The 26,992-nt window shown below is 63.9% G+C and carries 30 protein-coding genes and 2 pseudogenes; 9 read left to right on the top strand and 23 right to left on the bottom strand.

Annotation, left to right across the window (positions count from 1 at the left end; all coding sequences use genetic code 11):
• Positions 1-38: 38 nt before the first annotated feature.
• From NKL06_RS17840 to NKL06_RS17830, 3 genes are all read right to left on the bottom strand, one after another.
• Positions 39-1,487, bottom strand: a complete 1,449-nt coding sequence (locus NKL06_RS17840) for an ammonium transporter (RefSeq protein ID WP_502903788.1) — start codon at positions 1,485-1,487, stop codon at positions 39-41.
• Between the two features lie 13 nt (positions 1,488-1,500).
• Positions 1,501-1,839: a P-II family nitrogen regulator gene (locus tag NKL06_RS17835; protein WP_023670499.1), complete on the bottom strand. Its 339-nt coding sequence runs from the start codon at positions 1,837-1,839 to the stop codon at positions 1,501-1,503.
• 218 nt (positions 1,840-2,057) lie between these two features.
• Entirely contained in the window at positions 2,058-2,933 is an 876-nt protein-coding gene (locus NKL06_RS17830; protein WP_023694486.1) for an acyl-CoA thioesterase, read from the bottom strand.
• Positions 2,934-3,045: 112 nt separating this feature from the next.
• On the opposite strand from NKL06_RS17830, the gene NKL06_RS17825 reads away from it, so the two are divergent.
• Positions 3,046-4,302 carry a ubiquinone biosynthesis hydroxylase gene (locus NKL06_RS17825; protein ID WP_023807691.1) on the top strand — a complete coding sequence of 419 codons (1,257 nt, stop codon included), beginning with the start codon at positions 3,046-3,048 and terminating at the stop codon, positions 4,300-4,302.
• Here the strand turns inward: NKL06_RS17825 and NKL06_RS17820 are convergent.
• Entirely contained in the window at positions 4,279-4,428 is a 150-nt protein-coding gene (locus NKL06_RS17820) for a hypothetical protein (protein WP_155921632.1), read from the bottom strand. The two genes, NKL06_RS17825 and NKL06_RS17820, sit on opposite strands and share 24 nt — an antisense overlap.
• A 98-nt stretch (positions 4,429-4,526) precedes the next feature.
• On the bottom strand, positions 4,527-5,057 hold the full coding sequence (locus NKL06_RS17815; RefSeq protein ID WP_023670503.1) for a hypothetical protein: 531 nt from the start codon (positions 5,055-5,057) through the stop codon (positions 4,527-4,529).
• Positions 5,058-5,254: 197 nt separating this feature from the next.
• Between NKL06_RS17815 and NKL06_RS17810 the strand changes: the two are divergent.
• Both NKL06_RS17810 and NKL06_RS17805 read left to right on the top strand, forming a co-directional pair.
• Positions 5,255-5,846, top strand: a pseudogene (locus NKL06_RS17810) (FGGY-family carbohydrate kinase); the annotation flags it as partial.
• Positions 5,843-7,449: pseudogene (locus NKL06_RS17805) on the top strand (GMC family oxidoreductase). The pseudogenes NKL06_RS17810 and NKL06_RS17805, both read left to right, overlap by 4 nt.
• A gap of 12 nt (positions 7,450-7,461) precedes the next feature.
• Here the strand turns inward: NKL06_RS17805 and NKL06_RS17800 are convergent.
• The gene (locus tag NKL06_RS17800) at positions 7,462-7,818 is read right to left on the bottom strand and encodes a YciI family protein (protein WP_023694492.1); all 357 of its coding nucleotides are present in this window, start codon (positions 7,816-7,818) and stop codon (positions 7,462-7,464) included.
• On the bottom strand, positions 7,815-8,030 hold the full coding sequence (locus tag NKL06_RS17795) for a hypothetical protein (RefSeq protein ID WP_023694493.1): 216 nt from the start codon (positions 8,028-8,030) through the stop codon (positions 7,815-7,817). Before NKL06_RS17795 ends, NKL06_RS17800 begins: the two co-directional genes overlap by 4 nt.
• 219 nt (positions 8,031-8,249) lie before the next feature.
• On the opposite strand from NKL06_RS17795, the gene NKL06_RS17790 reads away from it, so the two are divergent.
• The gene (locus tag NKL06_RS17790) at positions 8,250-8,675 is read left to right on the top strand and encodes an OsmC family protein (protein WP_023807689.1); all 426 of its coding nucleotides are present in this window, start codon (positions 8,250-8,252) and stop codon (positions 8,673-8,675) included.
• A 209-nt stretch (positions 8,676-8,884) separates the two neighbouring features.
• Here NKL06_RS17790 and NKL06_RS17785 read toward each other — a convergent pair whose 3' ends face one another.
• From NKL06_RS17785 to NKL06_RS17760, 6 genes are all read right to left on the bottom strand, one after another.
• A complete protein-coding gene (locus tag NKL06_RS17785; RefSeq protein WP_023683887.1) occupies positions 8,885-9,514 on the bottom strand; it encodes a YceH family protein in 630 nt (209 codons plus the stop codon).
• Positions 9,515-9,666: 152 nt separating this feature from the next.
• Positions 9,667-10,446 (bottom strand): succinate dehydrogenase iron-sulfur subunit, encoded by a 780-nt coding sequence (locus tag NKL06_RS17780; protein ID WP_023670510.1) that lies wholly within the window; start codon positions 10,444-10,446, stop codon positions 9,667-9,669.
• Between the two features lie 40 nt (positions 10,447-10,486).
• Complete coding sequence (sdhA, locus tag NKL06_RS17775) at positions 10,487-12,316, bottom strand: succinate dehydrogenase flavoprotein subunit (protein ID WP_023694495.1); 1,830 nt, start codon at positions 12,314-12,316, stop codon at positions 10,487-10,489.
• A 1-nt stretch (position 12,317) separates the two neighbouring features.
• Positions 12,318-12,716, bottom strand: coding sequence for a succinate dehydrogenase, hydrophobic membrane anchor protein (sdhD, locus tag NKL06_RS17770; RefSeq protein WP_023683885.1), 399 nt, complete (start codon positions 12,714-12,716; stop codon positions 12,318-12,320).
• Positions 12,716-13,135 (bottom strand): succinate dehydrogenase, cytochrome b556 subunit, encoded by a 420-nt coding sequence (sdhC, locus tag NKL06_RS17765; RefSeq protein WP_023683884.1) that lies wholly within the window; start codon positions 13,133-13,135, stop codon positions 12,716-12,718. The genes sdhD and sdhC overlap by 1 nt, the downstream gene beginning before the upstream one ends.
• Before the next feature lie 240 nt (positions 13,136-13,375).
• Positions 13,376-13,846, bottom strand: coding sequence for a hypothetical protein (locus NKL06_RS17760; protein ID WP_023736777.1), 471 nt, complete (start codon positions 13,844-13,846; stop codon positions 13,376-13,378).
• A 253-nt stretch (positions 13,847-14,099) separates the two neighbouring features.
• Here NKL06_RS17760 and NKL06_RS17755 point away from each other — a divergent pair, with 253 nt between their 5' ends.
• On the top strand, positions 14,100-14,471 hold the full coding sequence (locus tag NKL06_RS17755; protein ID WP_023687709.1) for a hypothetical protein: 372 nt from the start codon (positions 14,100-14,102) through the stop codon (positions 14,469-14,471).
• Between the two features lie 37 nt (positions 14,472-14,508).
• On the opposite strand, the gene NKL06_RS17750 is transcribed toward NKL06_RS17755, so the two are convergent.
• Positions 14,509-15,705, bottom strand: a complete 1,197-nt coding sequence (locus NKL06_RS17750; protein ID WP_023694498.1) for a GGDEF domain-containing protein — start codon at positions 15,703-15,705, stop codon at positions 14,509-14,511.
• A gap of 162 nt (positions 15,706-15,867) precedes the next feature.
• Between NKL06_RS17750 and NKL06_RS17745 the strand changes: the two genes are divergently transcribed.
• Positions 15,868-16,179 carry a hypothetical protein gene (locus NKL06_RS17745; protein ID WP_023670517.1) on the top strand — a complete coding sequence of 104 codons (312 nt, stop codon included), beginning with the start codon at positions 15,868-15,870 and terminating at the stop codon, positions 16,177-16,179.
• A 108-nt stretch (positions 16,180-16,287) separates the two neighbouring features.
• Here NKL06_RS17745 and leuC read toward each other — a convergent pair whose 3' ends face one another.
• The 7 genes from leuC to rplS form a co-directional block, all read right to left on the bottom strand.
• Positions 16,288-17,697 carry a 3-isopropylmalate dehydratase large subunit gene (leuC, locus tag NKL06_RS17740; RefSeq protein WP_023694499.1) on the bottom strand — a complete coding sequence of 470 codons (1,410 nt, stop codon included), beginning with the start codon at positions 17,695-17,697 and terminating at the stop codon, positions 16,288-16,290.
• A gap of 279 nt (positions 17,698-17,976) precedes the next feature.
• Positions 17,977-18,612, bottom strand: coding sequence for a class I SAM-dependent DNA methyltransferase (locus tag NKL06_RS17735; RefSeq protein ID WP_023807688.1), 636 nt, complete (start codon positions 18,610-18,612; stop codon positions 17,977-17,979).
• Positions 18,613-18,670: 58 nt separating this feature from the next.
• Positions 18,671-19,477 carry an amino acid ABC transporter permease gene (locus tag NKL06_RS17730; protein ID WP_023694501.1) on the bottom strand — a complete coding sequence of 269 codons (807 nt, stop codon included), beginning with the start codon at positions 19,475-19,477 and terminating at the stop codon, positions 18,671-18,673.
• Between the two features lie 242 nt (positions 19,478-19,719).
• Positions 19,720-20,520 carry a transporter substrate-binding domain-containing protein gene (locus NKL06_RS17725; RefSeq protein ID WP_023694502.1) on the bottom strand — a complete coding sequence of 267 codons (801 nt, stop codon included), beginning with the start codon at positions 20,518-20,520 and terminating at the stop codon, positions 19,720-19,722.
• A 237-nt stretch (positions 20,521-20,757) separates the two neighbouring features.
• Positions 20,758-21,255: a MarR family winged helix-turn-helix transcriptional regulator gene (locus NKL06_RS17720; protein WP_023683877.1), complete on the bottom strand. Its 498-nt coding sequence runs from the start codon at positions 21,253-21,255 to the stop codon at positions 20,758-20,760.
• Entirely contained in the window at positions 21,252-21,680 is a 429-nt protein-coding gene (locus tag NKL06_RS17715; RefSeq protein ID WP_023694503.1) for an organic hydroperoxide resistance protein, read from the bottom strand. Before NKL06_RS17715 ends, NKL06_RS17720 begins: the two co-directional genes overlap by 4 nt.
• Positions 21,681-21,834: 154 nt before the next feature.
• Entirely contained in the window at positions 21,835-22,395 is a 561-nt protein-coding gene (gene rplS, locus NKL06_RS17710) for a 50S ribosomal protein L19 (protein ID WP_023670525.1), read from the bottom strand.
• A gap of 325 nt (positions 22,396-22,720) precedes the next feature.
• Here rplS and NKL06_RS17705 point away from each other — a divergent pair, with 325 nt between their 5' ends.
• Positions 22,721-23,473 carry a sulfite exporter TauE/SafE family protein gene (locus NKL06_RS17705; RefSeq protein ID WP_023683874.1) on the top strand — a complete coding sequence of 251 codons (753 nt, stop codon included), beginning with the start codon at positions 22,721-22,723 and terminating at the stop codon, positions 23,471-23,473.
• Here the strand turns inward: NKL06_RS17705 and trmD are convergent.
• Positions 23,455-24,153 carry a tRNA (guanosine(37)-N1)-methyltransferase TrmD gene (gene trmD / locus NKL06_RS17700; RefSeq protein ID WP_023694504.1) on the bottom strand — a complete coding sequence of 233 codons (699 nt, stop codon included), beginning with the start codon at positions 24,151-24,153 and terminating at the stop codon, positions 23,455-23,457. The genes NKL06_RS17705 and trmD overlap by 19 nt on opposite strands.
• Positions 24,150-24,749: a ribosome maturation factor RimM gene (gene rimM, locus NKL06_RS17695; protein WP_023730247.1), complete on the bottom strand. Its 600-nt coding sequence runs from the start codon at positions 24,747-24,749 to the stop codon at positions 24,150-24,152. Before rimM ends, trmD begins: the two co-directional genes overlap by 4 nt.
• 96 nt (positions 24,750-24,845) lie before the next feature.
• Here rimM and NKL06_RS17690 point away from each other — a divergent pair, with 96 nt between their 5' ends.
• Both NKL06_RS17690 and NKL06_RS17685 read left to right on the top strand, forming a co-directional pair.
• Entirely contained in the window at positions 24,846-25,784 is a 939-nt protein-coding gene (locus NKL06_RS17690) for a tyrosine recombinase XerC (RefSeq protein ID WP_023747380.1), read from the top strand.
• A 74-nt stretch (positions 25,785-25,858) separates the two neighbouring features.
• Entirely contained in the window at positions 25,859-26,923 is a 1,065-nt protein-coding gene (locus NKL06_RS17685; protein WP_023694507.1) for a TraB/GumN family protein, read from the top strand.
• The last annotated feature ends 69 nt before the right edge of the window (positions 26,924-26,992 follow it).

Below are 26,992 nucleotides of genomic sequence, written 5' to 3'. Positions count from 1 at the left end.
TGGGAGAATGCGGGGCGGCCGAGGCCGCCCCGCAAGGCTTACGAGTGGTAGGCCGCTTCGCCATGCGAAGTCAGGTCGAGGCCTTCGCGCTCGGCGTCGGCTGTCGGACGCAGACCGATGATCAAGTCGACAACCTTGTAGAGGATGGCGCTGCCGATGCCCGACCACAGCAGGGTTACCAGGACGCCTTTGCCCTGCGCCAAGAGCTGCGTGGCCGTGCCGGCATAGCCGGCGGCGAAGTCGGCCGTCGAATAGTCGACGATGCCGGCGCCGCCGAGGGCGGGATTTACCAGAATGCCAGTGCCGAGCGCACCGATGATGCCACCGACGCAGTGGACGCCGAAGACATCGAGGCTGTCATCATAGTCGAATGTGTTCTTCACCACCGAGACGAAGAAGTAGCAGACGAAGGTGGCGACGATGCCAAGCACGATAGCGCCCATCGGGCCGGCAAAACCTGCAGCCGGCGTAATCGCGACGAGGCCGGTGACGGCGCCCGAAACAGCGCCGAGCATGGAGGCTTTGCCGCGCAGCAGCGATTCAAGCACGATCCAGGCCACCGCCGCCGCCGCCGTGGCGACGAAGGTGTTGATCATGGCCAGCACCGCATAGGCGTTCGCTTCGAGGTTCGAACCGGCGTTGAAGCCGAACCAGCCGACCCACAGCAATGAAGCGCCGACCATGGTCAGCGTCATCGAGTGCGGCGCCATGATGTCCTTCTTGTAGCCGATGCGCTTGCCGATCATCAGCGCGCCGACGAGGCCGGCAATGCCCGCATTGATGTGAACGACCGTGCCGCCGGCGAAGTCGATGGCGCCGAAGCTGAAGATCAGGCCGGACGGGTCGGCATAGGCGCTCGGGCCGCCCCAGAACCAGACCATGTGCGCGATCGGGAAGTAGATTAACGTCACCCATAGGATAACGAAAAGGATCAAGGCGGAGAATTTGACGCGTTCGGCGAATGCGCCGACGATCAGGGCGGGCGTGATGCAGGCGAAGGTCATCTGGAAGACGACGAACACCAGTTCAGGAATGGCGACGCCCTTGCTGAAGGTTTCCGAAAGCGTCGATACGTTGACGCCGGAGAGAAACATCTTCGAAAGGCCGCCGACGAAGGCGTTGCCCGGGGTGAAGGCGAGGCTGTAGCCGTAGAAAACCCAGATGATCATGACCACGCTGGTGATGGTGAAGACCTGCATCAGCACCGATAGCATGTTCTTGGTACGAACCAGGCCGCCGTAGAAAAGCGCAAGGCCGGGAATGGTCATCAACAGCACCAGCACGGTGGAAATCATCATCCACGTGGTGTCGCCCTTGTCGACGGTAAAAGCCGGCGCTGTTGGCGCTGCCGCGGCGACGGCGGGAGCCGCCTCCTGCGCGAAGGCAGCAACCGTTCCCAATGCTCCGAGCGCTAAAGAGCCCAGCAGCGCGGAGCGCGCCACTGACTTCAAGGTGGAAGGTATATTCATTGAACTCTCCATTGGAATACGTGTTCGCCGCTCAAAGTGCGTCGGTGTCTGTTTCGCCGGTACGGATGCGCACCGCCTGATCGATGCCGAAGACGAAGATCTTGCCGTCGCCGATCTGGCCGGTCTTGGCCGCCGCCGTGATGGCTTCGACGGCCTTGTCGACCAGGTCTGTGCTGACCGCGACTTCGATCTTGATTTTCGGCAGGAAACTGACCGCGTATTCCGCCCCGCGATAGATTTCCGTGTGTCCCTTCTGACGCCCGTAGCCTTTGACTTCGGTGACGGTCAGGCCCTGGATGCCGACGGCGGTGAGCGCTTCGCGCACCTCGTCGAGCTTGAACGGCTTGATGATTGCCATCACGATTTTCATAAGGTTTCACCCTTTGCTGTTGCGGTCCCCCGCGTTTGCACACCTTCACCGATCCCAAAAAGCCCGGAGAGTGCCCGACAGGATTCAAGCTCCGTGCCAGTTGCCGAAGCAGGGTGTTAACTCATTGTAAACAAACGGATCGCTCGAGTCGCGGCGGCACGGTGCGCACTGTCAACGGACAGTCACTGATTAAAAAGTAGGCAATTTTTCGAAAATGCCTATTTCGCAGGCGGCCGCTTCAGCCGGATCAGGCCTTCCTGGGCAACCGAGGCGATCAGCGTGCCGTCGCGGGCAAACAGCGAGCCGCGGGTGAAGCCGCGCGACCCCTGCGTCGACGGGCTGTCCTGCGTGTACAGGATCCAACCATCGAGCGGATGGCTGCGATGGAACCACATCGCATGGTCGAGGCTCGCCGCCTGGATGTCGCGGTCGAAAATGGCGCGGCCGTGCGCAAAGGTCGAGGTGTCGAGCAGCGTCATGTCGGAGAGGTAGGCAAGCACCGCCGCCTGGATGCCGCGGTCGGCCGGCACCGGGCCGGTGCTGCGGATCCAGATGTTCTGCTGCGGCTCCAGCTTTTCGCGGCTGGTGTAATGCTTCAGCATCACCGGCTTCATCTCGATCGGCCGGTCACGCTCCCAGTAGCGCTTGATGCCGTCCGGCACCGCCTCGCCGAACTTGCCCAGCAATTCGCGCTGCGACAACAGGCTGTCGGGCGGCGGCACGTCGCGCGGCATCGGCAGCTGATGCTCAAGGCCAACCTCGTCCTGCTGGAACGAGGCTTCCAGCGAAAAGATCGCCTGGCCGTGCTGGATCGCCACCACGCGCCGCGTGGTGAAGGAGCCGCCATCGCGGATGCGGTCGACCTCGTAGACGATCGGCACCTTGGTGTCGCCGGGCCGCATGAAATAGCCGTGCAGCGAATGCACGTGGCGCTCGGGCTCGACGGTGCGCTGCGCGGCGACCAGCGCCTGGGCGATGGTCTGGCCGCCGAAAACGCGCTGCCAGTCGAGCTTGGGGCTGCGACCACGGTACAGATTGTGTTCCAGCTGCTCGAGGTCGAGAATGCTGAGAAGCTCGTCCATGGCCGCCGTCATGCTTCGTGACCTCGCCGTAAGATGCTATGGCGGTTTCCGACAGGAATGGCGGGCAGTCAAGGCCGGAATGCCCCAGTGGGCGGGGATGGTCGAGACTTCGAAAGGAATTGACATGGCGAACCGCAACCCGGACGCAAAAACCCCGCTCGACGTGCTGGTCGCTGGCGCCGGCTATGTCGGCCTCGCGGCCGCCGTGTCGCTGAAACAGGCGCGGCCGAACCTGGCTGTCGCCGTCGTCGATGCCGCGCCCCCCGGCGTCTGGCAAAAGGATGGCCGCGCCTCGGCGATCGCCGCCGCCGCCTGCCGCATGCTCGACCAGCTCGGCGTCTGGCAGGAAATCGTCGGGCAATCGCAGGCGATCACCGAGATGATCGTCACCGATTCGCGCACCGCCGATCCGGTGCGTCCGGTGTTTCTCACCTTCGATGGCGAGGTCGCGCCGGGCGAACCGTTCGCCCACATGGTCGCCAACAAGGACCTGAACGGCGCCTTGCGCCGCCGCGCGCAAAAGCTCGGCATCGACATCATCGAAGGTGTCGCGGTCGCATCGTTCGACGGCAATGGCGCCGGCATCACCGTGCATCTGGCCGACGGCGCGGCGATTGAGGCGCGGCTGCTGGTCGCCGCCGACGGCGTCAATTCCAAATTGCGCGACATGGCCGGCATCAAGACGGTGAAATGGGAATATGGCCAGTCCGGCATCGTCTGCACGGTGGCGCATGAGCGCCCGCACAATGGCCGCGCCGAAGAGCATTTTCTCCCGGCCGGCCCTTTTGCAACGCTGCCGCTCAAGCCCACCGAGGACGGCACCAACCGTTCGTCGCTGGTCTGGGTCGAACGTTCCGAGGATGCCGAAAAGCTGGTCTCGGGCGACGACCTCGTCTTCGAGCAGGAGCTTGAATTGCGCTTCGGCCTGAAGCTCGGCGAAATCCGCGTCACCGACAAGCCGCGCGCCTGGCCGCTCGGCCTGACCATCGCGCGCGCCTTCGTCGCCCCGCGCGTAGCACTTGCCGGCGACGCCGCGCACGGCATCCACCCGATCGCCGGCCAGGGCCTCAATCTCGGCTTCAAGGATGTGGCGGCCCTTGCCGAAGTGGTGGTCGAGGCCGATCGCTTGGGACAGGATATCGGCGCGCTCGACGTGCTCGAGCGCTACCAGCAATGGCGCCGCTTCGACACGGTGCAGATGGGCGTCACCACAGATGTGCTGAACCGGCTGTTTTCCAACGACATCGGCCCGCTGCGCCAGCTCCGCGACATAGGCCTCGGCCTTGTCGAACGGATGCCCAGGCTGAAGGAGTTCTTCATCCGCCAGGCGTCGGGGCTTTCCGGCGGCACACCGCGACTATTGAAGGGGGAGGCGATCTAGCAGCCAGACAAGGTAGTAGAAGACCACAATGGCGACCAGCGTGCCGATTACCAGCCTGCCGGCGCGGGATTTGCGCAATCTGTCACCAAACAGTATGCCGATCAGATCGGCCAATTCCGCAGCCACGTACGCAATTGCTTCCATCTGTGCCTTGACGGTTTGGGGGTACCGTCCCATTGATGTGGGGACGACCGCCTTCCGTTCAAGATCAATGTTGACCGAGGTCAGTTGACCTCAAACCCCAGCTTCTGCCGCAGTCGCAGCATGCGTTGGTCGGCGACCTTGAAACTCTGCTCGCCGCTCTTGGCAACACGATCCAGCATCTGCAGCAGGTCTTCGCGCTCATGCGGATCGAGGCGCTCGCGCAGGAAGGGCGCCAGCTTGTCGATGACGATCGTCGTGTCGTCGATCTGCGCCGCGGCCCATTTGGCGTAGACGACGGCTTCATCGGTCTTCTTCTGGTTGTCCGCAATCTGCGAGATCACCTCGCGGATGACCGTTTCGCGCTTCGGCAGGATGGGGCCGTGCTCCGCTGCCAGTGCGGTGATCAGCGTTGCCGCCGCCACCACCGGATCGTCGATCGCCGTCAGCGGCGACAGCGCCGCCTGCTTGCGCAGCTTCTTGCGCCTTATGTTGCCCTGAACGCGGCCGACGACGTCCGCGACCTCGCGCGCGGCTTCGTTCATGGCCTTCATGCGATACCACCAGAACGCCCCGGCTCCCAGCACGCCGAGAATAGCAATCAGGAAAGGCATGTCGAATTCCCCCGAAAATTGAGGCGACGATAGGAGAACTCCGGCGTTGCTTCAACACGCAAGAATTGTATCTGATGAGAAAACAGAGCTGGCCCCCTAATCATCCAGACGCCGAGATCGGACGTCCTGGGTTCAGGTCGCTCGTCACGGGCACTAATGATGCAACCGCTTAGCGATAACGCCGACTTCGCATCGAGCGCGGTGCTCATCATGACGATCCGTTCGGCCACTGCAATGCGGCTGTCGGCGCGGTGACGCCGGCCTGGGACGATCCGATGTTCCACCCGTTTCTCTACGGGTCGGGGCAAGGGGCGGAATACCGCGCCGGCTTCTACGGCCTTGCCGGCTGGCCACAAGGAAGGCAATATGCTGCGCGCGCTGTTCGAGGGCGTGATGTTCGAGCATAGGCGCCACATCAATGTCCTGAAGGACGCCGGCGTCGGCTTCGACAGAGCGGTGCTATCCGGCGGCGGCTCGCGCAGCGAGCACTGGCCGCAAATCTTCGCCGACGGGCTTGGCGTGCCCATCATCGTCCCCGAAGCACGCGAGACCGGCGCACTTGGTGCGGCGATCGGCGCCGGGGTCGCGGCCGGCCTGTTCGCCGACTACGAGGCCGGCGTCGACGCCATGACCCGGTCAAGCGCCGCCTACCGTCCGAACCCGGCCATGCAGGACCATTACAACAGGCGTTATCGCGCCTATTGCGGCCTTGCCGATACGCTGCGATCGTTCTGGGACGAACAGGCGGCAGAACCGAGTAGAACACCGCCGAGTAAACCACCGCAATGACCCAACGGATCGATGGCGACTACGACTACATCATCGTCGGCGCAGGCACGGCGGGCTGCGTGCTGGCCAATCGGCTGAGCGAAAACCCGGCGACGCGCGTGCTGCTGCTCGAGGCCGGCGGCAGCGACAATTATCACTGGGTGCATATCCCGGTCGGCTATCTCTATTGCATCGGCAATCCGCGCACCGACTGGATGATGAAGACTGCCCCGAAGCCGGCCTGAACGGCCGCTCGCTGGTCTATCCCCGGGGCAAGGTGCTGGGCGGCTGCACCTCGGTCAACGGCATGATCTACATGCGGGGACAGGCGGCGGACTATGATGGCTGGCGGCAGATGGGCAATGTCGGCTGGGGCTGGGACGATGTGCTGCCCTATTTCCTCAAATCCGAGGACCATCATGGCGGCAAGACCGAGCTGCACGGTTCCGGCGGCGAATGGAAAGTGGCGCGGCAACGCCTGTCCTGGCCGATCCTGAACACCGTGCAGGAGGCGGCCAAGGAATTCGGCATCATGCCGCGCGAGGATTTTAACGACGGCGACAATGAGGGGTCCGGCTTCTTCGAAGTCAACCAGAGCAAGGGCGTGCGCTGGAACACAGCCAAGGCATTCTTGCGCCCGGCGCTGCGACGGCCGAACCTCAGGCTGGTCGTCAACGCCCATGTCGAGACGGTGTTGTTCGAGGGCAAGCGTGCTATCGGCGTTTGTTATCGCGTCGGCGGCCAAACCATCGAGGCAAAGGCCAGGAGCGAGGTGCTGCTGACCGCCGGCTCGATTAACACGCCGAAACTGCTGGAGCTTTCCGGGGTCGGCGAGCCGGATCGCCTCGCCGCGCTCGGCATCGATGTGGTTCACGCCAGCCCCGATGTCGGCGAGAACCTTCAGGACCATCTGCAGATCCGCACTGTCTACAAAGTGTCGTCGGCGCTGACGCTCAACACGCTAGCCAACAGCCTGAGCGGCAAGGCGAAGATCGCGCTGCAATATGCCTTTGGCCGCTCGGGACCGATGTCGATGGCGCCGAGCCAGTTCGGCATGTTCTCGAAATCCGATCCGTCGATGGCGACGCCGGACCTGGAGTACCACGTCCAGCCCTTGTCTACCGACCGGCTGGGCGACCCGCTGCACCCGTTCCCGGCAATCACCATGTCGGTCTGCAATCTGCGGCCCGAGAGCGTCGGCTCGGTGCACGCTACGACGCGCGAGCTGGCCGTGCAGCCGGAGATCCGGCTGAACTACCTCTCTACGGCGCGCGACCGCGAGATCGCGCTGCGTTCGGTGCGCCAGGCGCGCAGCATCATGACCGCCAAGGCTCTTGCCGGCTTCCATCCGGAAGAAATCCTGCCTGGTCTCGCCCACCAGTCGGACGAGGACCTGCTGCACCAGATCGGCTCGATCGCGACGACCATCTTTCACCCGGTCGGCACCTGTAGGATGGGTGTCGACGGCCGCGCCGTCGTCAGCCCGGACCTGCGCGTGACCGGTGTCGAGGGCCTGCGCGTCGTCGACGCCTCGATCATGCCGCGCATCGTCTCCGGCAACACCGCCTCGCCAGTGGTGATGATCGCCGAGAAGGCGGCGGATATGATCCGCCGGCCTGCATGACCTCGCCGCCGCCTATGACCCCGGCACGTCGTAGATCGCCCTGACCTCGATCATGCCGATTTCGGCCAGCGGAATCTCGCCTGCGATCGCCAGCGCCTGTTCGAGAGTGTCGGCTTCGATCATGACGAAACCAAGCAACTGCTCCTTGGTTTCGGCAAACGGACCGTCAGTGATCAGCCGCTTGCCTTGGCGCCGCCGCACCGTCTTCGACGTCTTCACCGATTGCAGCGCCTGCGCGATGATCAGCTTGCCTTGCTGGTCCAATGACCGGTCATAGGCCATCGAATCGGCGTCGAGCTTGGCCAGACGCTCCGGCGTCATGGCATGGAGGTCCTTTTCCTCGCCGTAGACCAGACAGACATATTTCATTTCCAGCTCCCTTGCTGTGACGACCGATAGGCGATCACGGTGCCGGCGGCATCCTTGCCGGCAGCAGCGTGGTCGAGCACGCAGACCGCAATGCCGATCACGGCGACCGCAGCAAGCAGCCGGCCGAAGCCGGAAGATCGCGAGCACTCGATCTCGCGTAGACGCGCGCTTTTGTCGGCGTCGTTCCAATGGGCAGAAAACAGATTGTTCATCTTGGATCTCCATCCGCCACGAGAATCCGTGGACGCTCGCAGGACGGCCGGCGCCGATGCAAGTCGACATTTTTGCACGCACATTTTTCAGAAAAGATTTGCAGGGCTCGCCGGCGTCGCATCCGGCCGAAACAGCGCGGTGGTCTTCCCCTGCCGCCGCGCTATAGTTGGAGGGAACGCCGCGTGGCCGGCGCTGTCGCTGTAATCAAGGAGAATCTTATGGACCGCACCGCAAACGCCGTCTGGAAAGGCAATCTGAAGGAGGGCACGGGCACGCTCGACAGCCAGAGCGGCACCTTGAAGGGCACGCCCTATTCGTTCAAGGCTCGCTTCGAGGACGAGAGCGGCAAATCCGGCACCAATCCCGAAGAGTTGATCGCGGCGGCACACGCCGGCTGCTACGCCATGCAGCTGTCGCATTTCCTGGCCGAGAACGGCACGCCCGCCACCGAGCTCGACGCCAAGGCGGTGGTGACGCTGGTCCCCGGCACCGGCATCACCGGCAGCGCCATCACCCTGATCGGCAAGGTACCGGGCATTGATGCGGCGAAGTTCAAGGAACTGGCCGAGAAGGCCAAGGCGGAGTGCCCGGTTTCGAAGGCGCTGGGGGCCATCGCAGTGTCGCTCGACGCGAAGCTGGGGTGATCCGCCGATTTTGCCCGGGGTAGCGATTCTTCGCGCCCCCCTCTGCCCTGCCGGGCATCTCCCGGGGAGATTGGAAGCTCGGTAGCTGGCACTTTCTTTCGACGTTCGTGATTGGCGAAGGCCGGCGTGACATCTGATCTCCCCACTTGAGGGGGAGATGGCCGGCAGGCCAGAGGGGGGTGCTGTCCCACCAACGTCTCGGATAACTATTAGGCGCCCAGCGCATCAAGCCGGGCGCGAAGGGCTGCGACTTCCTGCTCCAGAGCCTCCAATCTCGCTTCCAGGTCGGAAGCAGGCAAGGCCGGCGCGCTCCGCTGCACCGATAACGCCGCGACGTCCACCGGTCCTGCGAGCAGATGCACGTAGCGGTCCTCGCGCTGGCCTGGCCCGCGCGGTATTTCCTGGATCAGCGGCGGTCGGCGGCCGATCAGCATGTCGAGTTCAGCGCGCAGGTCTTCGATCGACGAAAACCGCGCCATGCGCTCAGCTCGCGCCAGCAACTCATGCGCCGTCTGCGGCCCGCGCAGCAAAAGCAGGCCGATCACCGCAGTCTGCGGCCTCGTCAGCGAGAAGCGCTGCGCCATCTGATGCTCATAGCGCTCGACGCGCGAGCCGAACATCTGACGCACCAGCCCCTTCTGCTCGAGCAGCTTCAGCGTCCGATGCACCTCTGTCGGCTCGAGCGCCATCACAGGCTCGCGCGCCGTCTTCTGGTTGGCGGCTGCAAGTGCTGCATTCAGCGTCAGCGGATAGACATCCGGCGTCAGCTCCTTCTTCTCGATCAGGCAGCCGAGCACACGGACTTCGATCGGATTAAGGATTGGAAGCTCTTCGCTCATTGGGTTGAGTATCCTTTCTAGCGCCGGCGAGACAGCGCCCACCTCTCTGTCCTACCGGATATCTCCCCACCCGTGGGGGAGATGTCCGGCAGGACAGAGGGGGGCGCGAAGGATCGCCGCGTCCGAGATTGCCGCGAGCGAACTCGCCTCAACTAAACCCGCCGCTCCACCATCATCTTTTTGATTTCGGCAATCGCCTTGGCCGGGTTGAGCCCCTTCGGGCAGGTCTGGGCGCAGTTCATGATGGTGTGGCAGCGGTAGAGCCGGAATGGGTCTTCGAGATCGTCGAGCCGTTCGCCCGTGGCTTCGTCGCGGCTGTCGATCAGCCAGCGATAGGCCTGCAGCAGCGTCGCCGGGCCGAGATAGCGGTCGCCGTTCCACCAATAGCTCGGGCACGAGGTCGAGCAGCAGGCGCATAGGATGCACTCGTAGAGCCCGTCGAGCTTTTCGCGGTCCTCATGGCTCTGCAGCCATTCCTTGGCTGGCTCTGGCGACACTGTCTTCAGCCATGGCTGGATCGAGGCGTGCTGGGCGTAGAAATTGGTGAGGTCGGGCACCAGATCCTTGACCACCTGCATATGCGGCAGCGGGTAGACTTTGACGGCGCCGGAAATGTCGTCGCAGCCCTTGGTGCAGGCCAGCGTGTTGGAGCCATCGATGTTCATGGCGCAGGAGCCGCAAATGCCTTCGCGGCAGGAGCGGCGCAAGGCAAGCGTCGGGTCGATCTTGTTCTTGATCCAGAGCAGCGCATCGAGCACCATCGGCCCGCAATCGTCCATGTCGACGAAATAGGTGTCGATGCGCGGGTTCTCGTCATCGTCGGGCGACCAGCGGTAGATGCGGTATTCCCGCAGGTTGGTGGCGCCCTCCGGCTTCGGCCAGGTCTTGCCCGGCTGCACCTTGGAGTTCTTGGGAAGCGTGAGTTCGACCATTACCTCAGATCCTTTCGGATGACGGGCTTCGGCACCATGGTCAGTATACCCTGGCCTTCGGCGCGATCTTGGCAAGACTGATGCCGCCGTCCTTTTCCGCCACCAGCGGCTCGGTGTGCACGGGACGATAGCTGAGGCTCACCTGGCCGTCCTCGCTTAGCCGGGCCAGCGTATGCTTGCGCCAGATAATGTCGTCTCGGGCCGAAAAATCTTCGCGCGCATGCGCGCCGCGGCTCTCCTTGCGCGCCTCGGCGCCGTAGACCGTGGTGATGGCGTTGGCCATCAGATTTTCCAGCTCCAGCGTCTCGACCAGGTCGGAATTCCAGATCGTCGAGCGGTCGGAGACTTTCAGGTCCTTGAGCTCGGTCCATATCTGCGAAATGCGCTTGCAGCCGTTTTCGAGCGACTCCTGTGTGCGGAACACGGCGGCGTCTTCCTGCATCGCCTTCTGCATTTTCTCACGCAGAACGGCGGTTGGCGTCGAGCCATTGGCGTGGCGCAGCCGGTCGAAGCGGTCCATGATGTTTTCGACCGAGGCTTCGTTGGGCGAAGGGATCGCCGAATTGCGGTCGATGACCTGGCCGGCGCGGATTGCGGCGGCGCGGCCGAACACCACCAGATCGATCAGCGAGTTCGAGCCCAGCCGGTTGGCGCCGTGCACGGAGGCACAGCCGGCCTCGCCGACCGCCATCAGCCCGGGTGACACCCGGTCAGGATTCTCGACAGTCGGGTTCAGCACCTCGCCCCAGTAATTGGTCGGCACGCCGCCCATATTGTAGTGCACCGTCGGCAGCACGGGGATCGGCTCCTTGGTCAGGTCGACGCCGGCGAAAATCCTGGCCGATTCCGAAATGCCCGGCAGCCGCTCATGCAGCACGGCCGGATCGAGATGGTCGAGATGCAGGAAGATATGGTCCTTGTTCTTGCCGACCCCGCGGCCTTCGCGGATCTCCAGCGTCATGCAACGCGAGACGACGTCGCGCGAGGCCAGGTCCTTGGCCGACGGCGCGTAGCGCTCCATGAAGCGCTCGCCCTCGGAATTGACGAGATAGCCGCCCTCGCCGCGCGCGCCTTCGGTGATCAGGCAGCCGGCGCCGTAGATGCCGGTCGGATGAAACTGCACGAACTCCATATCCTGCAACGGGAAGCCGGCCCGTGCCGCCATGCCGCCGCCGTCGCCTGTACAGGTGTGCGCCGACGTCGCCGAGAAATAGGCGCGGCCATATCCGCCGGTCGCCAGCACCACCATCTTGGCGGAGAAGCGATGGATGGTGCCGTCGTCGAGGTTCCAGGCGACGACGCCGGTGCAGGTGCCGTCCGGTTCCATGATCAGGTCGAGCGCAAAATACTCGATGAAGAACTGTGCATTGTTCTTCAGCGACTGGCCGTAGAGCGTGTGCAGGATGGCGTGACCGGTGCGGTCGGCGGCAGCACAGGTGCGCTGCACCGGCGGGCCGTCGCCATAATTCATCATGTGTCCGCCGAACGGCCGCTGGTAGATCTTGCCCTCTTCGGTGCGCGAGAACGGCACGCCGTAATGCTCGAGCTCGTAGACCGCCGCCGGTGCCTCGCGCACCAGATATTCCATGGCGTCGACGTCGCCCAGCCAGTCCGAACCCTTGACGGTGTCGTACATGTGCCACTGCCAGGAGTCCGGACCCATGTTGGACAGCGACGCGGCAATGCCGCCTTGTGCCGCCACCGTGTGCGAGCGGGTCGGGAACACTTTGGTGATGCAGGCCGTGCGCAGGCCCTGCTCGGCCATGCCGAGCGTGGCGCGCAGGCCGGCGCCGCCGGCGCCGACGACCACCACGTCGAACTTGTGGTCGACAAAGGTATAGCCGGTGGCCGATTTCGCGTCCTTGGCCAAATCAGCCTCCGAATGCCAGTTTGAGCAGGGCGAAGATCGAGGCGACGCCGACCGCTATGGTGAAAAACGTGCTGAGTGCGATCAGCGCCAGCTTCATGCCTTCGGCATGCACGTAATCCTCGATAATGACCTGCATGCCGACACGCATATGGGTGAGACCGGAAACGAGCACCAGCGCCAACACCAGCGCCACGAACGGACTGGCGAGCGCCGCCCGCACCTCGGCGAAGCCGGCGCCATTGAGCGCGATCAGGAACCCGACGAAGAACAGTATCAGCGGGATGTTGGCAATGGCCGTCAGCCGCTGTCGCCAGAAATGCCCGGTGCCTTCGCGGGCCGAGCCCAGACCGCGGACCTTGGCCAGCGGCGTGCGCATATCGTTGTTGTTCGTGCCGCTCATCACAAGGTTCCCCGCGCCATGTAGCCGGCGACCCAGATCAGCAGCGTGAGCAGGATGGAACCGGCGAGCGTCGCCCAGGCGATCTTCGATGCCGTGTGTTTCTCCAGCCCGGCGCCGGTGTCCCAGACGAGATGGCGCACGCCGCCCAGCATGTGGTGCATCAGCGCCCAGGTGTAGCCGAACAGGATGAGCCGGCCGAGCCAGGTGCCGAAGGCCCAGTTGATCCAATCGAAAGCGCCTTGCGAACTCGCCGCCGCCATCAGCCACGCGGCGACCAGCAGCGTGCCGAAATACAGCGCCCCGCCAGTGATGCGATGAATGATTGACATCGTCATGGTGATCGGTGGGCGGTAAATCGTCAGGTGCGGCGAGAGCGGCCGTTCACGTCTGGCGGTTCGGGTGGCTGGTGATTTGCTCATGGCTGCCCCAGTTCGATGTCCGGAGCCGCGGTGGAAAGCGGCACTTACCGCCTCGATATATGACTTCAGACAGCCGGTTTCTAATGCTCTTTTTGCACCGCGTCAAAGCCGGAAAATCGTTTTGAAAACGTCATTTAGTCTGACAAAAGGCTGCTGTTTCGCTTCAATCGATTTGGCCACCGTCGAAAGCCGGCGCACCGTTCGCTGCAGTGCGGCATTTCCTTTGCAATCGACGCCAGGCTATCGTTTGCAGGTCTGTGGTGTCGAGCCCCTCTTCATCACCAGCGCCTCGCGCGCGTCGATCACGATTGCGTCATGCGACGCCGCTTCCTGGTAGCGGCTGGACTGGTTGGCGGGTGATGCGGCAAACTCCTCGGTCGTGCCGTCTGGCCTGACAACGCGCAGCGCCGTGCCGAGGTTCTGGATGGTGATCACACCGCCATTGCCGCATCTGTAAGTCGCCGTGCCGACAGCAGACCGCGGGGCCGTAAGGTCGGTGACAATCTTGGCTGGCGGTGCGGCAGGTGCTGCAGGAGCCGTTGCGGAAGCCGGGGGCGCCACAGGTGGGGCGGACTGCTGAGCCGGCGCGGGCGCGACAGTGGGTGGTACGGTATTCACCGCCGTCGGCGCGCCGTTCTGCGGCACGCAGGCTGCGGCAGTCAGCAAGGGGATCGACAACAGCGTCACCCGAAACGTCCGGCGTAACGCCATATGCTGTCCTCCTGCGCGGCTAACTAGCCGCGATGTTCCACCAAGATCAAGCTCACCCGACGTCAGCGTAGTTGTGTGCGTCGCGGCCGATGGTGCGGGCAAGCATGGCCGAATGATGACGCCCGGGTTTTCCATCCCGTCGGATATTAACCATGTTTGGCGAGAGATCGCCGCCGGATGCGCCTGCCCTCTTAACAAAGGTTAAGAAAAGGTTAATTTCAGATTCGATCGGGTCCACAGCAGAGAGGACACCATGCTTTCGAATTCAGGAAGAGCGCGCCTTGCGGCGCTTGTGCTGGCGACAGCCAGTCTCGGCTTCGCCGCCCCGGCAATGGCCTGGTCGCGCCATCATGACCGCGTCTATGCCGATTCCCTGGGCAATCTCGTCATCGACAGCGCCGCCGGCTACAAGCGCATCATTGTCGGCCAAGGCAGGCTGGCCAAGAAATTGTCCGACTACACCAGCGCCGGGCAGCCGGAAGCGGAACCGGAAGTCCTTTATGAAGACGAGGCGGATCACATCTCCAGGCGTGGCTGCTACCAGCCGCCAGTGTTCGTGAAGGGCCGCTCCTATATGTACGGCCTCTCCGATGGCGAAATGCCCAACCTCAGCCCTTGCCGCTGATGATCCGGCACGGCCGAGAGGCCGTTTAAGCGAGACGCTAACCGACGCTGCCTGTATCCGGGATGAACACCGTTTCCGCCCGCTCATAGGACAATCGCACACTGTCGCGGCCGTTCTTCTTGGCCTTGTAGAGCGCTTCGTCGGCGCGCCGCATCAGCGGCTCCAGCCCTTCGTCGCCGGTGCGCGCCGCGACGCCGAAGCTCGCGGTCACCCTGGTGCCCGGCGGCAACCCGTCGATACTGCCGGCCGAATAGTGCGTGCGCACGGCTTCGGCAAACAGCCGCGCCGTGGCAAGATCGCTCAGCGACAGAAGCACGGCGAACTCCTCGCCGCCGATGCGGCCGGCAACCGCACGCGTGCCGGCGGCCGCGCGAAGCTTGGCGGCGAAGTCGGCGATCACCTGGTCGCCCGCGGCATGTCCGTATTTGTCGTTGAGCGCCTTGAAGTGATCGAGATCGGCCAGCACCAGCGCGACCGGCACCTTGGTAACAGCGCAATGCTGCAGCACCAGCAAGGCGCGCTCCTCGAAACCCCTGCGGTTGAGCAGGCCAGACAGCGGATCGGTGTGCGTCTCGGTCTTCAGCGCCTTCATCACGTCGAGCGCAGCTGCCGAGAACAGGCAGAGCGCGATCAGCAACGACAGCAGCGCGTGCGTCAAAAGCGCCGTCGTCCAGTAGGACGAGCCATAAAACCCGTCATAGCTGGTGAACGGCCCGTGCGAGATGACGACGAGCAGCGTGCGGCCGATGAAGTTCAGCCCGGACAGCAGCGACAGTACGAACAGGATTTTTTCCGTCGGGCCGTTCTTGCGCACGGCGCGCAGCTCGGCGGCGACCAGCAGGCTGAGGCCGCCAAAGCCGAAATTGATCGACAGGATGCGCCAAGTTAAGTCCGGCTGGACGAACAGGAACCAGCAGAATGCGACCATCCCGCCAGCCGCCAGAATGCCGATCGCGATATAGGGCACGCGCCTGCCGTAGCGCGAGATGATCGCACCGACGAGGCAGCAGGCGGCGAGCGTGAAGCAGAGGTTGGAGACCAGCTTGGTCAGCACCATGCCGCCGGGCAGCGTGAAATACTGCAGCAGGAAGCCGGGCGCGGACACGCAATAGCTCGTGCCGAGCACAGCCAGATAGGGCCGGTGGCGCTGATAGAACCATAGCACGAGGAACGCCGCGCCGAGCGCCAGCGCGATCGTCGGATTGAGCAGCGCTATGAACAGGCCGGTGTCCAAAGGACGGTGACTTCCCGCTTGACGTCCGGGAAGACCTTAGAGCGCAAGCCCCAACAAGCGGTTAAGCCGGGACGAATATGCAAGTCGCCACTCATGAAGCTGGTGCACGGAACCGGGACCTGAGGCCGGCGTTTCCTGACAGCAATCAAGGAGAAGTTGTTCATGGCCGACACGATCACGCTGACCGATCACGAAGCAATTCGCTCATGGGCCGCAGGGCGCGCCGGATTTCCGGCGATCGTCGATGTATCGCCCGAAACCGGAACGCAGCCGTTGCTGAGGCTCGTCTTCGGCCAGCACGCCTATCAGGACCAGGATCAGCCTGAACGCCCGGTCAACGCAGGCGGCTACGAGCTGGTCGAATGGGACGAGTGGTTCAAGATCTTCGACGAGCGCGAACTGGCGCTGGTGGTCGCGGCCGACGAACCCGGCAGCCGGGAGGAATTTCATGAAATCATCCGGCGTGCCGGCTAGGGCATAATACCCCAAGGGTCTTAGAGCGGCGCGCTTTAAACAAAACCCCGAACGGTTTTGCCGTTCGGGGTTTTGCATACGCTCAGATCAGGCTTGAACCAGTCTGCGCTATTTCCAGTCGCGGATGTCGACGAAATGGCCGGCGATCGCCGCCGCCGCCGCCATGGCCGGCGATACCAGATGGGTGCGGCCCTTGAAGCCCTGCCGGCCTTCGAAATTGCGGTTCGAGGTCGAGGCGCAGCGCTCATGCGGCTTCAGCCGGTCGTCGTTCATGGCCAGGCACATCGAGCAGCCCGGCTCGCGCCAGTCGAAACCGGCGGCAATGAAGATCTTGTCGAGACCCTCGGCCTCCGCCTGTTCCTTGACCAGACCGGAGCCCGGCACGATCATCGCATCGACATGCGCACTCACCGTCTTGCCTTCGACCACCTTGGCCACCGCACGCAGATCCTCGATGCGGCCATTGGTGCAGGAGCCGATGAAGACGCGGTCGAGCGTGATGTCGGTGATCTTCGTGCCCGGCGTCAGCCCCATATAGTCGAGCGCGCGGATCTTTGACGTCCGCTTGTTCTCGTCCGTGATCTCTTCCGGATTGGGAACGACGCCCTGCACCGAAACGACGTCCTCGGGCGAGGAACCCCAGGAGACGATCGGCGGCAGCTTGGCCGCGTCGAGCACGATCACCTTGTCGAAATGCGCGCCCTCGTCGGACTGCAGCGTCTTCCAGTATTCGAGCGCGGCGTCCCACGACGCGCCCTTCGGCGCGCGCGGCTTGCCCTTGACATAGGCGAAGGTGATTTCGTCGGCCGCGATCAGGCCGGCGCGCGCGCCGCCCTCGATCGACATGTTGCAGATCGTCATGCGGCCTTCCATCGACAGCGCGCGGATCGCCTCACCGGCATATTCGATGACATAGCCGGTGCCGCCGGCGGTGCCGATCTCGCCGATGATGGCGAGGATAATGTCCTTGGCGGTGACGCCTTCCGGCAACTGGCCATCGACACGCACCAGCATGTTCTTGGCCTTCCGCTGGATCAGCGTCTGCGTCGCCAGCACATGCTCGACCTCGGAGGTGCCGATGCCATGCGCCAGTGCGCCGAAGGCGCCATGCGTCGAGGTGTGGCTGTCGCCGCAGACGATCGTCATGCCAGGCAGCGTGAAGCCCTGCTCCGGCCCGATGATGTGGACGATGCCTTGGCGGATATCGTTCTCGGAGTAATATTCGACACCGAAATCCCTAGCGTTCTTGGCCAAGGCCTCGACCTGGATGCGGCTTTCCTCGTTCTTGATGCCGAATTTGCGCTCCGGCGAGGTCGAGACATTATGATCGACCACGGCCAGCGTCTTTTCCGGATGCCGGACTTTTCTGCCGGTCATGCGCAGACCTTCGAAGGCCTGCGGGCTGGTCACTTCATGGACGAGATGGCGGTCGATGTAGAGCAGACAGGTGCCATCATCCTGGCGGTCGACGACGTGGTCGTCGAATATCTTGTCGTAGAGGGTGCGCGGTGCGCTCATGTGCGTAAATCCGTCGATTTGCAAAAAAGGGGAGGGGCAGACGCGCCTAAGCCTTCGGCCCGGCGAAAGCGGCTTAGCTAAGTCGGCTGGTGAGCGCGCCGGAAATGCGCGAAGAGAAACGCGACGGCAGGCGTTTTCTGTCCTGCAGCACGAAACCCTTATAGGCCGGATCGCCAAAAAGCTCTTCCATGGCGTGGCTCATACCAATGTTTTGGCTTTTCGGCAATTGCGGCGTGTTTTCGCTTCTCCCCTTGTGAGAGAAGGCGAAGAGGGCGGCGCTCAAAGCACCTCGAACACAAAAGTCTTCACCAGCGCGTCCGGCTCGGCGATCGCATAGCAGCGGAACCATGGGCTTTGCTCGGCCGGCCGCCATTTCCCGGCCCGCTCCAGCCCGTCGAACACGGCCTGGAAGCCGCCGCTGTCAAACACCTGGTCGCGCACGGTGAAGATGGCGTGGCCGCCTTTTCTGGTGATGCGGACAAGCTCGTGCAGGCCGGACGCCGGCGCATGGCTGATGGTGAACACGCCAGTCGAGAAGAAGGCGCGGAAATGCCCGTCTGGCCAGGGCAGCGGCCCGCCGAGCATTGCCTGCTTCAGATCGCCATAGGCATTGCGGCTGCCGGCGATCTTCAGCATGTCGTCGGAGAGGTCGAGCCCGGCAATGTCGTGATAACCCAGCGCCTTCAATGACGGGCCCGACAGGCCGGTGCCGCAGCCGGCGTCGAGCAGCGGTCCTTCGCCCACCTGCACATGGCGCGCCACCCAGGCGGTGATCAGGAACGGCAGCAGATAGCCTAGCGAAGCGGTTTCGCTGTCATAGGTCGCGGCCCAGTCCGCATAGGCCTTGGCCAGCCCTTCCGGCCTGTCGGCCGAATAGACGGTGCCCAGCGCCGCATTGGCCTTGTCGATCGTCATCGCCTGCATCCTCCGGAATCCTGTCCTCCGCGATCGTAGCCGTGCCCGCGTCGGACTTCTATTCCTGCTGCGCCCGCCGCAGTCGTTGCTCCAGCCCCCGCAGCGCCAGCGACAGGCTGACGGTGAGGATGAGATAGATATAGGCGACGATCGAATAGGTCTCGAAGAAGCGGAACGAGCCGGCGGCGTAGATCTTGCCCATCTGCGTGATGTCGGCGACGCCGAGCACCGAGACCAGCGAGGAATCCTTGACCATGGCGACGAAGTCATTGCCGAGCGGCGGCAGGATGGTGCGGATCGCCTGTGGGAAGACGATCAGCCGGAAGCGCTGCGTGCGCGTCAGCCCGAGCGCCTTGGCAGCCTCGATCTGGCCTTTCTCGACCGACTGGATGCCCGCGCGAAAAACCTCGGAGATGAAGGCGGAATAACCGATGGTCAGCGCCATGATTGCACGCCACAACAGCGACACGTCGCGCACCAAAAGCTCGCCGAGATAGCCGGCGTTTTGCAGCGGCGCGGTCAGCGCATTCCACGCAGCCACGAAGGCCGGCGCGCCGGCGAAGGCGATCCAGAACAACAGCACCAGGATCGGCACGCCGCGGATGATCTCGACATAGAAACGAGCGATCTGCTTGAGCCAACGCGACCCCGACAACCCCATCAGCGCAATGCCGAGCCCGACGGCGGAAGCCAGCGCGAAGGCGACCACGGTGACAAGAATGGTGATGCCGATGCCTTTGGCGACGGTGGCAAAAACCTGGGCGTAGAGATCGCTGGCGGCAATGGAGAGCGCAGCGACGACGGCGAGCGCGATCGCGGCGGCAAGCCACCAGGGGAAATCGGATTTTGGGGTTGAGGCGAGCATCAATGCCCAACGCTGGTGAACAGCTGCGCTCGCAAGATCTGCCGATCTCCCCCCTTGCGGGGGAGATGTCCGGCAGGACAGAGGGGGGTGCTGTCCCTCCAACCTGTCAAACGGTTACAGTCACAACCTTTGGCCTCTTTGGAAAAGCTCAAAACAAAAGGGAGGCGATCCTTCACACCCCCCTCTGCCCTGCCGGGCATCTCCCCCGCAAGGGGGGTCAGCGGCCGTCGCGCCAAGACGGCCTACTGCCCCATCTTGTAGTCGAGAAACCACTTCTTGTTCAGCGCCTCGATCGTGCCGTCGGCCTTCAGCGCCGCGATCGCCGCGTTGACCGGCTTCACCAGGTCCGAGCCCTTCGGGAAGATGAAGCCAAACTCCTCGGTGCCGAGCGGGCCGCCGATCAGCTTGAGCTTGCCGCCGGAGGCATCGACATAGCCTTTGCCGGCGGTGCCGTCGGTCAGGACGACATCGACGTCGCCGGATTTCAGTGCCTGCACCGAAGCGCCGAAGGTCTCGAACTGCTTGATGCGCGGGTTCTGCTCATTGCCGTCGAGCACGCTGTAGACGGCGGTGTAGAACGGCGTCGTTCCGGCCTGCGCGCCGATCAACCCGTCCTTGAAGGCGGCGAAGGTCTTGGCGTCGGTGAAGCGGCTTTCATCGGCGCGCACCAGCATGAACTGCTCCGAACGCATATAGGGGTCGGAGAAATCGACCTTCTCCTTTCGGTCGTCCTTGATGGTGATGCCGGTCATGCCAATGTTGTACTGGTTGTCGGAAACCGCCTGGATCATCGCGTCCCAGGAGGTGTTCTGGTACTCCACCTTGAAGTTCAGCCGCTTGGCGATTTCGTCCATCGCGTCATACTCCCAGCCGATCTGCTTGCCGGTCTTGGCGTCGATGAACTGCAGCGGCGGATAGGCGTTTTCCGTCACCACCACGACCTTCTTGCCGCCGAGATCGGGCAGCGCATCGGCCGCCCATGCAGCGACGGGCGCGAGGAAACAGGCCGCGAGGGCGGCCAGCAGCAGCTTCGATTTGGTCATGACACGCTCCAGGATGAGAAGCCCGCTTGCAGCCGGGCTCGCATGAAAATCCAGGCGCGACTTTAGCCGTCCGCAGACGGCTTGCAAGCCGGTCCGGTGCTCAGCGTCCGGTGAAAGCGGATTCCAATGCCTTCAACCAACGCGGTTTTAGAACGCCCCGTGGTCGGAATTTATTCCGTGATTGCGCCGCCGGCAAACCAGGCCCCTCCTGGACACGGGAACCCGTCAGATGACGGATCAGGATGGTGACGTAGCCTCACGCAGCTTGGCGACAAATCCGGTCAAGGTCCGGTGCAGCGACTTCAGCTCCTCGACTTCCAGCGGCATGGCGCAGGCAAGGCCTGCGGATACGTCCTTGATGCGGGCGCGCAGCGCCTGGCCCTTGGCAGTCGGTTCGACCAGCACGCGGCGCTCGTCGGCCGGATCGCGACGGCGGGTGACGAGACCAGCCGCTTCCATCCGCTTGAGCAGAGGCGTCAATGTCGCCGAATCCAGCCCCAGCGCCTCGCCGAGTTCGCCGACCGTGCTCGGCGCATGCTGCCACAGCGCCAGCATCGCCAAATATTGCGGATAGGTCAGGCCGAGCGGGTCAAGCAGCGGCCGATAGAGCTTGGTCATCAGCCCGCTCGCCGAATAGAGCGCGAAGCAGAGCTGCTGGTCGAGGCGCGGAACGGCGATCCTTCCGGCGGTGTCCGCCGGGACTTCGCTGGCCCTGGTTTCGGTCTTCGTCGTCATGCTGCCTTTGCCGGAAGCGCCACGGTCGAAAGCGCCACCTCGATATTGCCTTTGATCGCATTGGAATAGGGGCAAATCTGATGCGCTGCCGATACAAGCGCTTCCGCCGCCGCCTGATCAAGGCCTTTGGTCTCCGCGGCCAGTGCGACACCAAGTTTGAAGCCTTCACCATTGGGAAGCAGGCTGACGGTGGCGCTTACCGCCGCATCGTCCAGCGGCAGCTTCTGCTTGCGCGCGACGAAGCGGATGGCGCTTTCGAAGCAGGCGGCATAGCCGACCGCGAACAGCTGCTCGGGATTGGTGGCGCCACCCTGTCCGCCGAGCTCCTTCGGCAAAGCGAGGTCGACCTTCAGCAGGCCGTCGCTGGTCTCGCCGTGGCCGGCGCGGCCGCCGGTGACGCGAGCCTGTGTGGTGTAGAGTGCCATGTCAGTTCTCCATTTGCTTTGTATACGATCATTTAGTGTACAAGATAATTCGAGTCAACAGCCGTGGCGCAACTCTCGGCCGGCAATCGTTCACAGTCTGGTGAAACGAAAAAAGGCGGCCGAAGCCGCCTTTTCAAAATCCTTGGTCGAGATCTTATTCGGCCGGGGTCGCTTCCGCGGCCTTTGCAGCCTCGTCGGCGGCCTTGGCGGCTTCGTCGGCGGCCTTCTTCTCGGCGGCTTCCTGCGCGGCCTTCTCGGCTGCCAGCGCCTGCACGGCGGCGATCTTCTCGGCCTCGATGCGGGCCTTCTCAGCGTTCAGCGCGTCGCGCTCCTCATCGTTCAGCTTGCGGGCGCGCACGCCGGTGTTTTCCGAAATACGGGCCGACTTGCCGCGACGGTCGCGCAAATAATAGAGCTTGGCGCGGCGCACCTTGCCGCGGCGCACGATCTCGACGCCTTCGACCATCGGCGAGTAGACCGGGAAAACGCGCTCGACGCCTTCGCCGTAGGAGATCTTGCGGACGGTGAAATTTTCCTGGAAGCCGGCGCCGGCGCGGGCGATGACGACGCCCTCATAGGCCTGGACGCGGGTGCGGGTGCCTTCGGTCACGCGGACCTGGACGCGCACGGTGTCGCCGGGCTGAAACTCGGGAAGCTTGCGCTTGGCTTCGATCTTGGCGGCCTGTTCGGCCTCAAGCTGACGGATGATATCCATCTCAATAGTCCACTTCTTGTTCTTCCGACAGTCAGAGCGTCCGACACTCGCCTTGCAGTTCCATTGACCGCTCGGCTATGCCCTTTGTCCCCGAGACATCTTGTCTTCGAAACATTGGGCAGGGGCGACTACACCGTCATTGTTGACGGGTCCGGGAGATTTTTCTCGCCAGTACGGGCGGGCACATACAGCTATTTCACTGACTTGTCACGCCTTGGCCCTGTCTTTTTGGTCGCATGCCACCACGCAATCGTCCAGTGCAGGGTTGCGCCGGCCCTTCAAGCTTCCTAATCCGGGAGCAGCACACTTGTCCGGCGGCCTCACAATGTCTGTTTTCGACGCAGTCCTGCTCTTCCTCGCGGGTTTTCTGTCAGGCGCCGTCAACGCGGTTGCCGGCGGCGGCACCTTCATAACCTTCGGCGCCATGACGCTGGCCGGCCTGCCGCCGATCGTCGCCAACGCCACGTCCTCGGTGACGCAGTTTCCCGGTTACATCACCTCGACGCTGGCTTACTGGACCGACATCAAGCATTTCTGGCGCGGCGCGCTGCTGCTTTGCCTGATCTCGGCTTTGGGCGCGCTGGCTGGTGCGCTCATCCTGCTGGCGCTCTCAAATCCGTCGTTCCGCGCCCTCGTGCCGTGGCTGCTGCTGGCCGCAACCGCCTTGTTCGCCGCCGGGCCGTGGCTGAAACCAACGCCGAAGCCTGGGCATGAAGCCACGGTCGGCTCTCTGGCCGGTTCTCTGGCGCAGTTCGCTACCGCCATCTATGGCGGCTTCTTCGGCGCCGGCATGGGCGTCATGATGCTGGCGACGCTCGGCCTGACGCAATCCGGCGACTATCACCGGCTGAACGCGCTGAAGAACATGCTGGCCGTGGTCATCGCCGCCGTTGCCATACTGGTCTTCGTTTCCGGCGGCGTTGTTGCCTGGCCTCAGGCAATCGTCATGATCCCCGGCGGCGCGCTCGGCGGCTATGCCGGCGTCTGGATCGCAAAGCGCGTGCCGCAAAACGCAGTACGCGGCTTCGTCATCGCCGTCGGCCTGTTTCTCGCCGTCTACTATTTTGCCAAGGGCTGAGCGGCGAGCAAATCCGGCCGGCGCTCCCTGGTCAGCTTCTCGGACTCGGCGCGCCGCCACGCGGCGATCTTCTTGTGATTACCGGAGACCAGCACGTCGGGGATGGGGCGGCCTTCGAACTCCTGTGGCCGCGTGTAATGCGGGTGTTCGAGCAGGCCGTTCTCGAAACTTTCTTCCTCGCCCGACACCGCATTGCCCATGACGCCGGGCAACAGCCGCACAACGGCGTCGAGCAGTACGAGCGCCGCCGGCTCGCCGCCCGACAGGATGAAATCGCCGATGGAGACCTCTTCCAGTCCACGCGCCTCGATCAGCCGCTGGTCGACGCCCTCGAACCGGCCGCAAACGATGACGGCGCCTGGCCCGCCAGCCAGTTCGCGCACGTGCGCCTGCGCCAGCGGCTTTCCACGCGGGCTCATCAGCAAACGCGGCCGCGGATCGCCCGCCGGCGACGTGTGGTCGATCGCCTTGGCCAGCACATCGGCGCGCATCACCATGCCGGCGCCACCGCCGGCCGGCGTGTCGTCGACGGTGTGATGGCGATCGCTGGCGAAGTCGCGGATCTGGATAGCTTCCAGCGACCATGTCCCGACTTCGAGCGCCCGTCCGGCCAGCGACAGGCCTAGCCCGCCCGGAAACATCTCGGGATAGAGCGTCAGCACCGACGCCTTGAACGTCACCGGTTGCCTCCGGCTTCGCGCGGCCCGCGCGGTCGGCCCTTCGCGTCGAAATCTTCTTCGCGCGGCGCGTCGCCATCCTCATCCTCGACAAGGCCGGCGGCTGCCGGGTCGACGCGGAGAAAACCTTCGGCGATCGAAACCTGAGGCACGGCGGCCTGGGTGAACGGGATCAGCACGCCTTTGCGCCCGCCGAGGGTAACGTCGAGAATGTCGCCGCCGCCGAAATTATGCACCGCCACCACCTTGCCGATGACCGCGCCCTTATCGTCGCGGACTTCAAGTCCGACGAGATCGGCGTGGTAGAATTCGTCCTCCTCGCCATCGTCGGGCAGCATCGAGCGGTCGACGAACAGCTCGGTTCCGGCCAGCGCCTCGGCGGCATTGCGATCGGCAATGCCCTTGAAGCGCACCACCACGACGGTGTTGGCGGGCCTTATGTCGGTGATCTGGAAAACGCGGCCGTCCTTGGCATAGAGCGGCCCATAATCGGCCAGCGCCATCGGCTCGCCAGTGAAAGTCTTCACCCGCAATTCGCCCTTGATGCCGTGGGCGGCGCCGATCACGGCCATTTGCACGGGGTTCTGGGGCTTCGACATGGCTGATATCCTTTGCCCTGCTCTAACGCCCTACCGGCGTCATTTCAATGACAGGTTCTTCACCGCTTCCTAACCCGGCTGCCTGACAATGGCGGCATGCAGGAATTTCTCATCCCGGCAAAACCCGACCTCCAGGCAGCGCGCGAAAGCTGGCTGAAGATGCTGGCGCGCGAGCGCCGGCTGGCGCCGGCGACCGTCGAAGCCTATGAGCGCGACACGCGCCAGTTCCTGCATTTCCTCACAGGGCATTGCGGCGGCTCGCCTGGTCTTTCCGACATCGCCACTCTGCGCCCGGCCGATCTGCGCGGCTTTCTTGCCGCGCGGCGCAACGCCGGCGCCGGCGCCCGCACGCTCGGACGCGGCCTCGCCGGCATCCGCTCGCTGCTGCGCTTCCTCGAACGGCGCGGTCTCGCCAATGCCGCCGGTGCCGCTGCGTTGCGCGCGCCGCGCCAGCCGAAATCGCTGCCCAAGCCGCTGACCGCCAGCGATGCCAAACATGTCGTGTCGGTGGAAGGCCAGCTGGCTGAAGAGCCCTGGATCGCCGCCCGCAACGCCGCCGTGCTGACGCTGCTTTATGGATCGGGCCTGCGCATTTCCGAAGCGCTGGGCCTCAGCGCCGCCGACCTGGCATCGGAAGCCGACACCGTGCTGCGCGTCACCGGCAAGGGTGGCAAGACACGGCTGGTGCCGGTGCTGCCGGTGGCGCTCAGGGCAATCGCCGAATACCGAAAACTGTGTCCCTACCATCTCGATCCCAAGGGCCTGCTGTTTCGCGGCGCCCGCGGCGGGCCGCTCAACCCGGCCATCGTCCAGCGCGACATGGCCAGGCTGCGCTCGGCGCTGAACCTGCCCGACACCGCGACGCCGCACGCGTTGCGCCATTCCTTCGCCACCCATCTGCTCGGGCGCGGCGGCGACCTGCGCACCATCCAGGAACTGCTCGGCCACGCCAGCCTGTCGACGACGCAGGTCTATACCGGCGTCGACACGGCAAGGCTGCTCGAGATTTACGAATCCGCGCATCCCCGCGCGTGACCACTGTATAAGTCCAGGACAATTTCCCCACCCCGGTTAACCGTTTCGCCGCTTTTCAGTCCTAGAACCGCACCATGAAACGCGCCCTTGCCATCGCCGACCGCGCCGCCCTTGTGTCGCTGAAGCTGCTCGTCGCGCTCAACGCCCTGTTTTTCCTGTCTTTCCTCATCGTGCTGCTGCTTGCCATGGGCAGGGCGCATGCCGAAACCCCGGCCTGCGCCGGCGCCGATCTGCTGTCGGCCCTGCAGAAGGAAGGCCCCGCCACCTATGCCAGGATCGAGACGGAAGCAGCAGCGACGCTGAACGGCAAGGGCCTGTTGTGGAAGCTGGAGAAATCAGGCGAAAAGCCATCCTTCCTGTTCGGCACCATGCACATGACCGACCCGCGCGTGACCACTCTGCCGCCGGCAGCCAGGAAAGCCTATGACGCTGCCGGCACCATCATCATCGAGACCACCGACGTGCTCGACAAGCAGAAGATGATGGAGGCCATGCTCAAGGAACCCGAGCTGATGATGTTCACCGACAACACGACGTTGTCGTCGCTGTTGTCGCCGGAGGATGCGGCGGTGGTGAACAAAGGGCTCGATGCGCGCGGCATTCCGCCGGCGAGCGTCTCCAAGATGAAGCCGTGGCTGCTGTCGGCCATGGTCGCGCTGCCGGTCTGTGAGGTCGCCCGTCAGGCAGGCGGCGCACCGGTTCTGGACGTCAAGCTGGCGCAGGACGCCAAGGCCTTGGGCAAGCCGGTGGAAGGGTTGGAGACCGCCGCCAGCCAACTGCGCGCCATGGCCTCGCTGCCGCTTGCGTTCCACATCAAGGGGCTGGTCGAAACCCTGAAGCTCGGCGACAAGATCAACGACATCAACGAAACCATGATCGTGCTTTACCAGCGCGGCGATACCGGCACCTTCTGGCCGCTGTTACGTTCGATCTCGCCCGACGAAGACGAGGACGCAGGTTACGCCGAATTCGACCAGACGATGATCACCGGCCGCAACAAGGTCATGGCCGACCATGCCGCACCTATCCTGGCCAAGGGCAACGCCTTCATGGCCGTCGGCGCCATGCATCTTCCCGGCCCCGAAGGCCTGATCGAGGATTTTCGCAAAGCCGGCTATACCGTCACCGCCGTCGACTGAGCGGCGCCCGTCTTGAATACCGAATCAGGTAAGGCCCGGCTCTGTCCGGTGCGCAACTGATTCGCAAAG

This window comes from Mesorhizobium sp. C268A, from assembly GCF_040324475.1.
In the GTDB taxonomy this organism is placed as follows: domain Bacteria; phylum Pseudomonadota; class Alphaproteobacteria; order Rhizobiales; family Rhizobiaceae; genus Mesorhizobium.
Note: the sequence above shows the minus strand (reverse complement) of the source record. Positions and strands in the feature narration are given on the sequence as shown.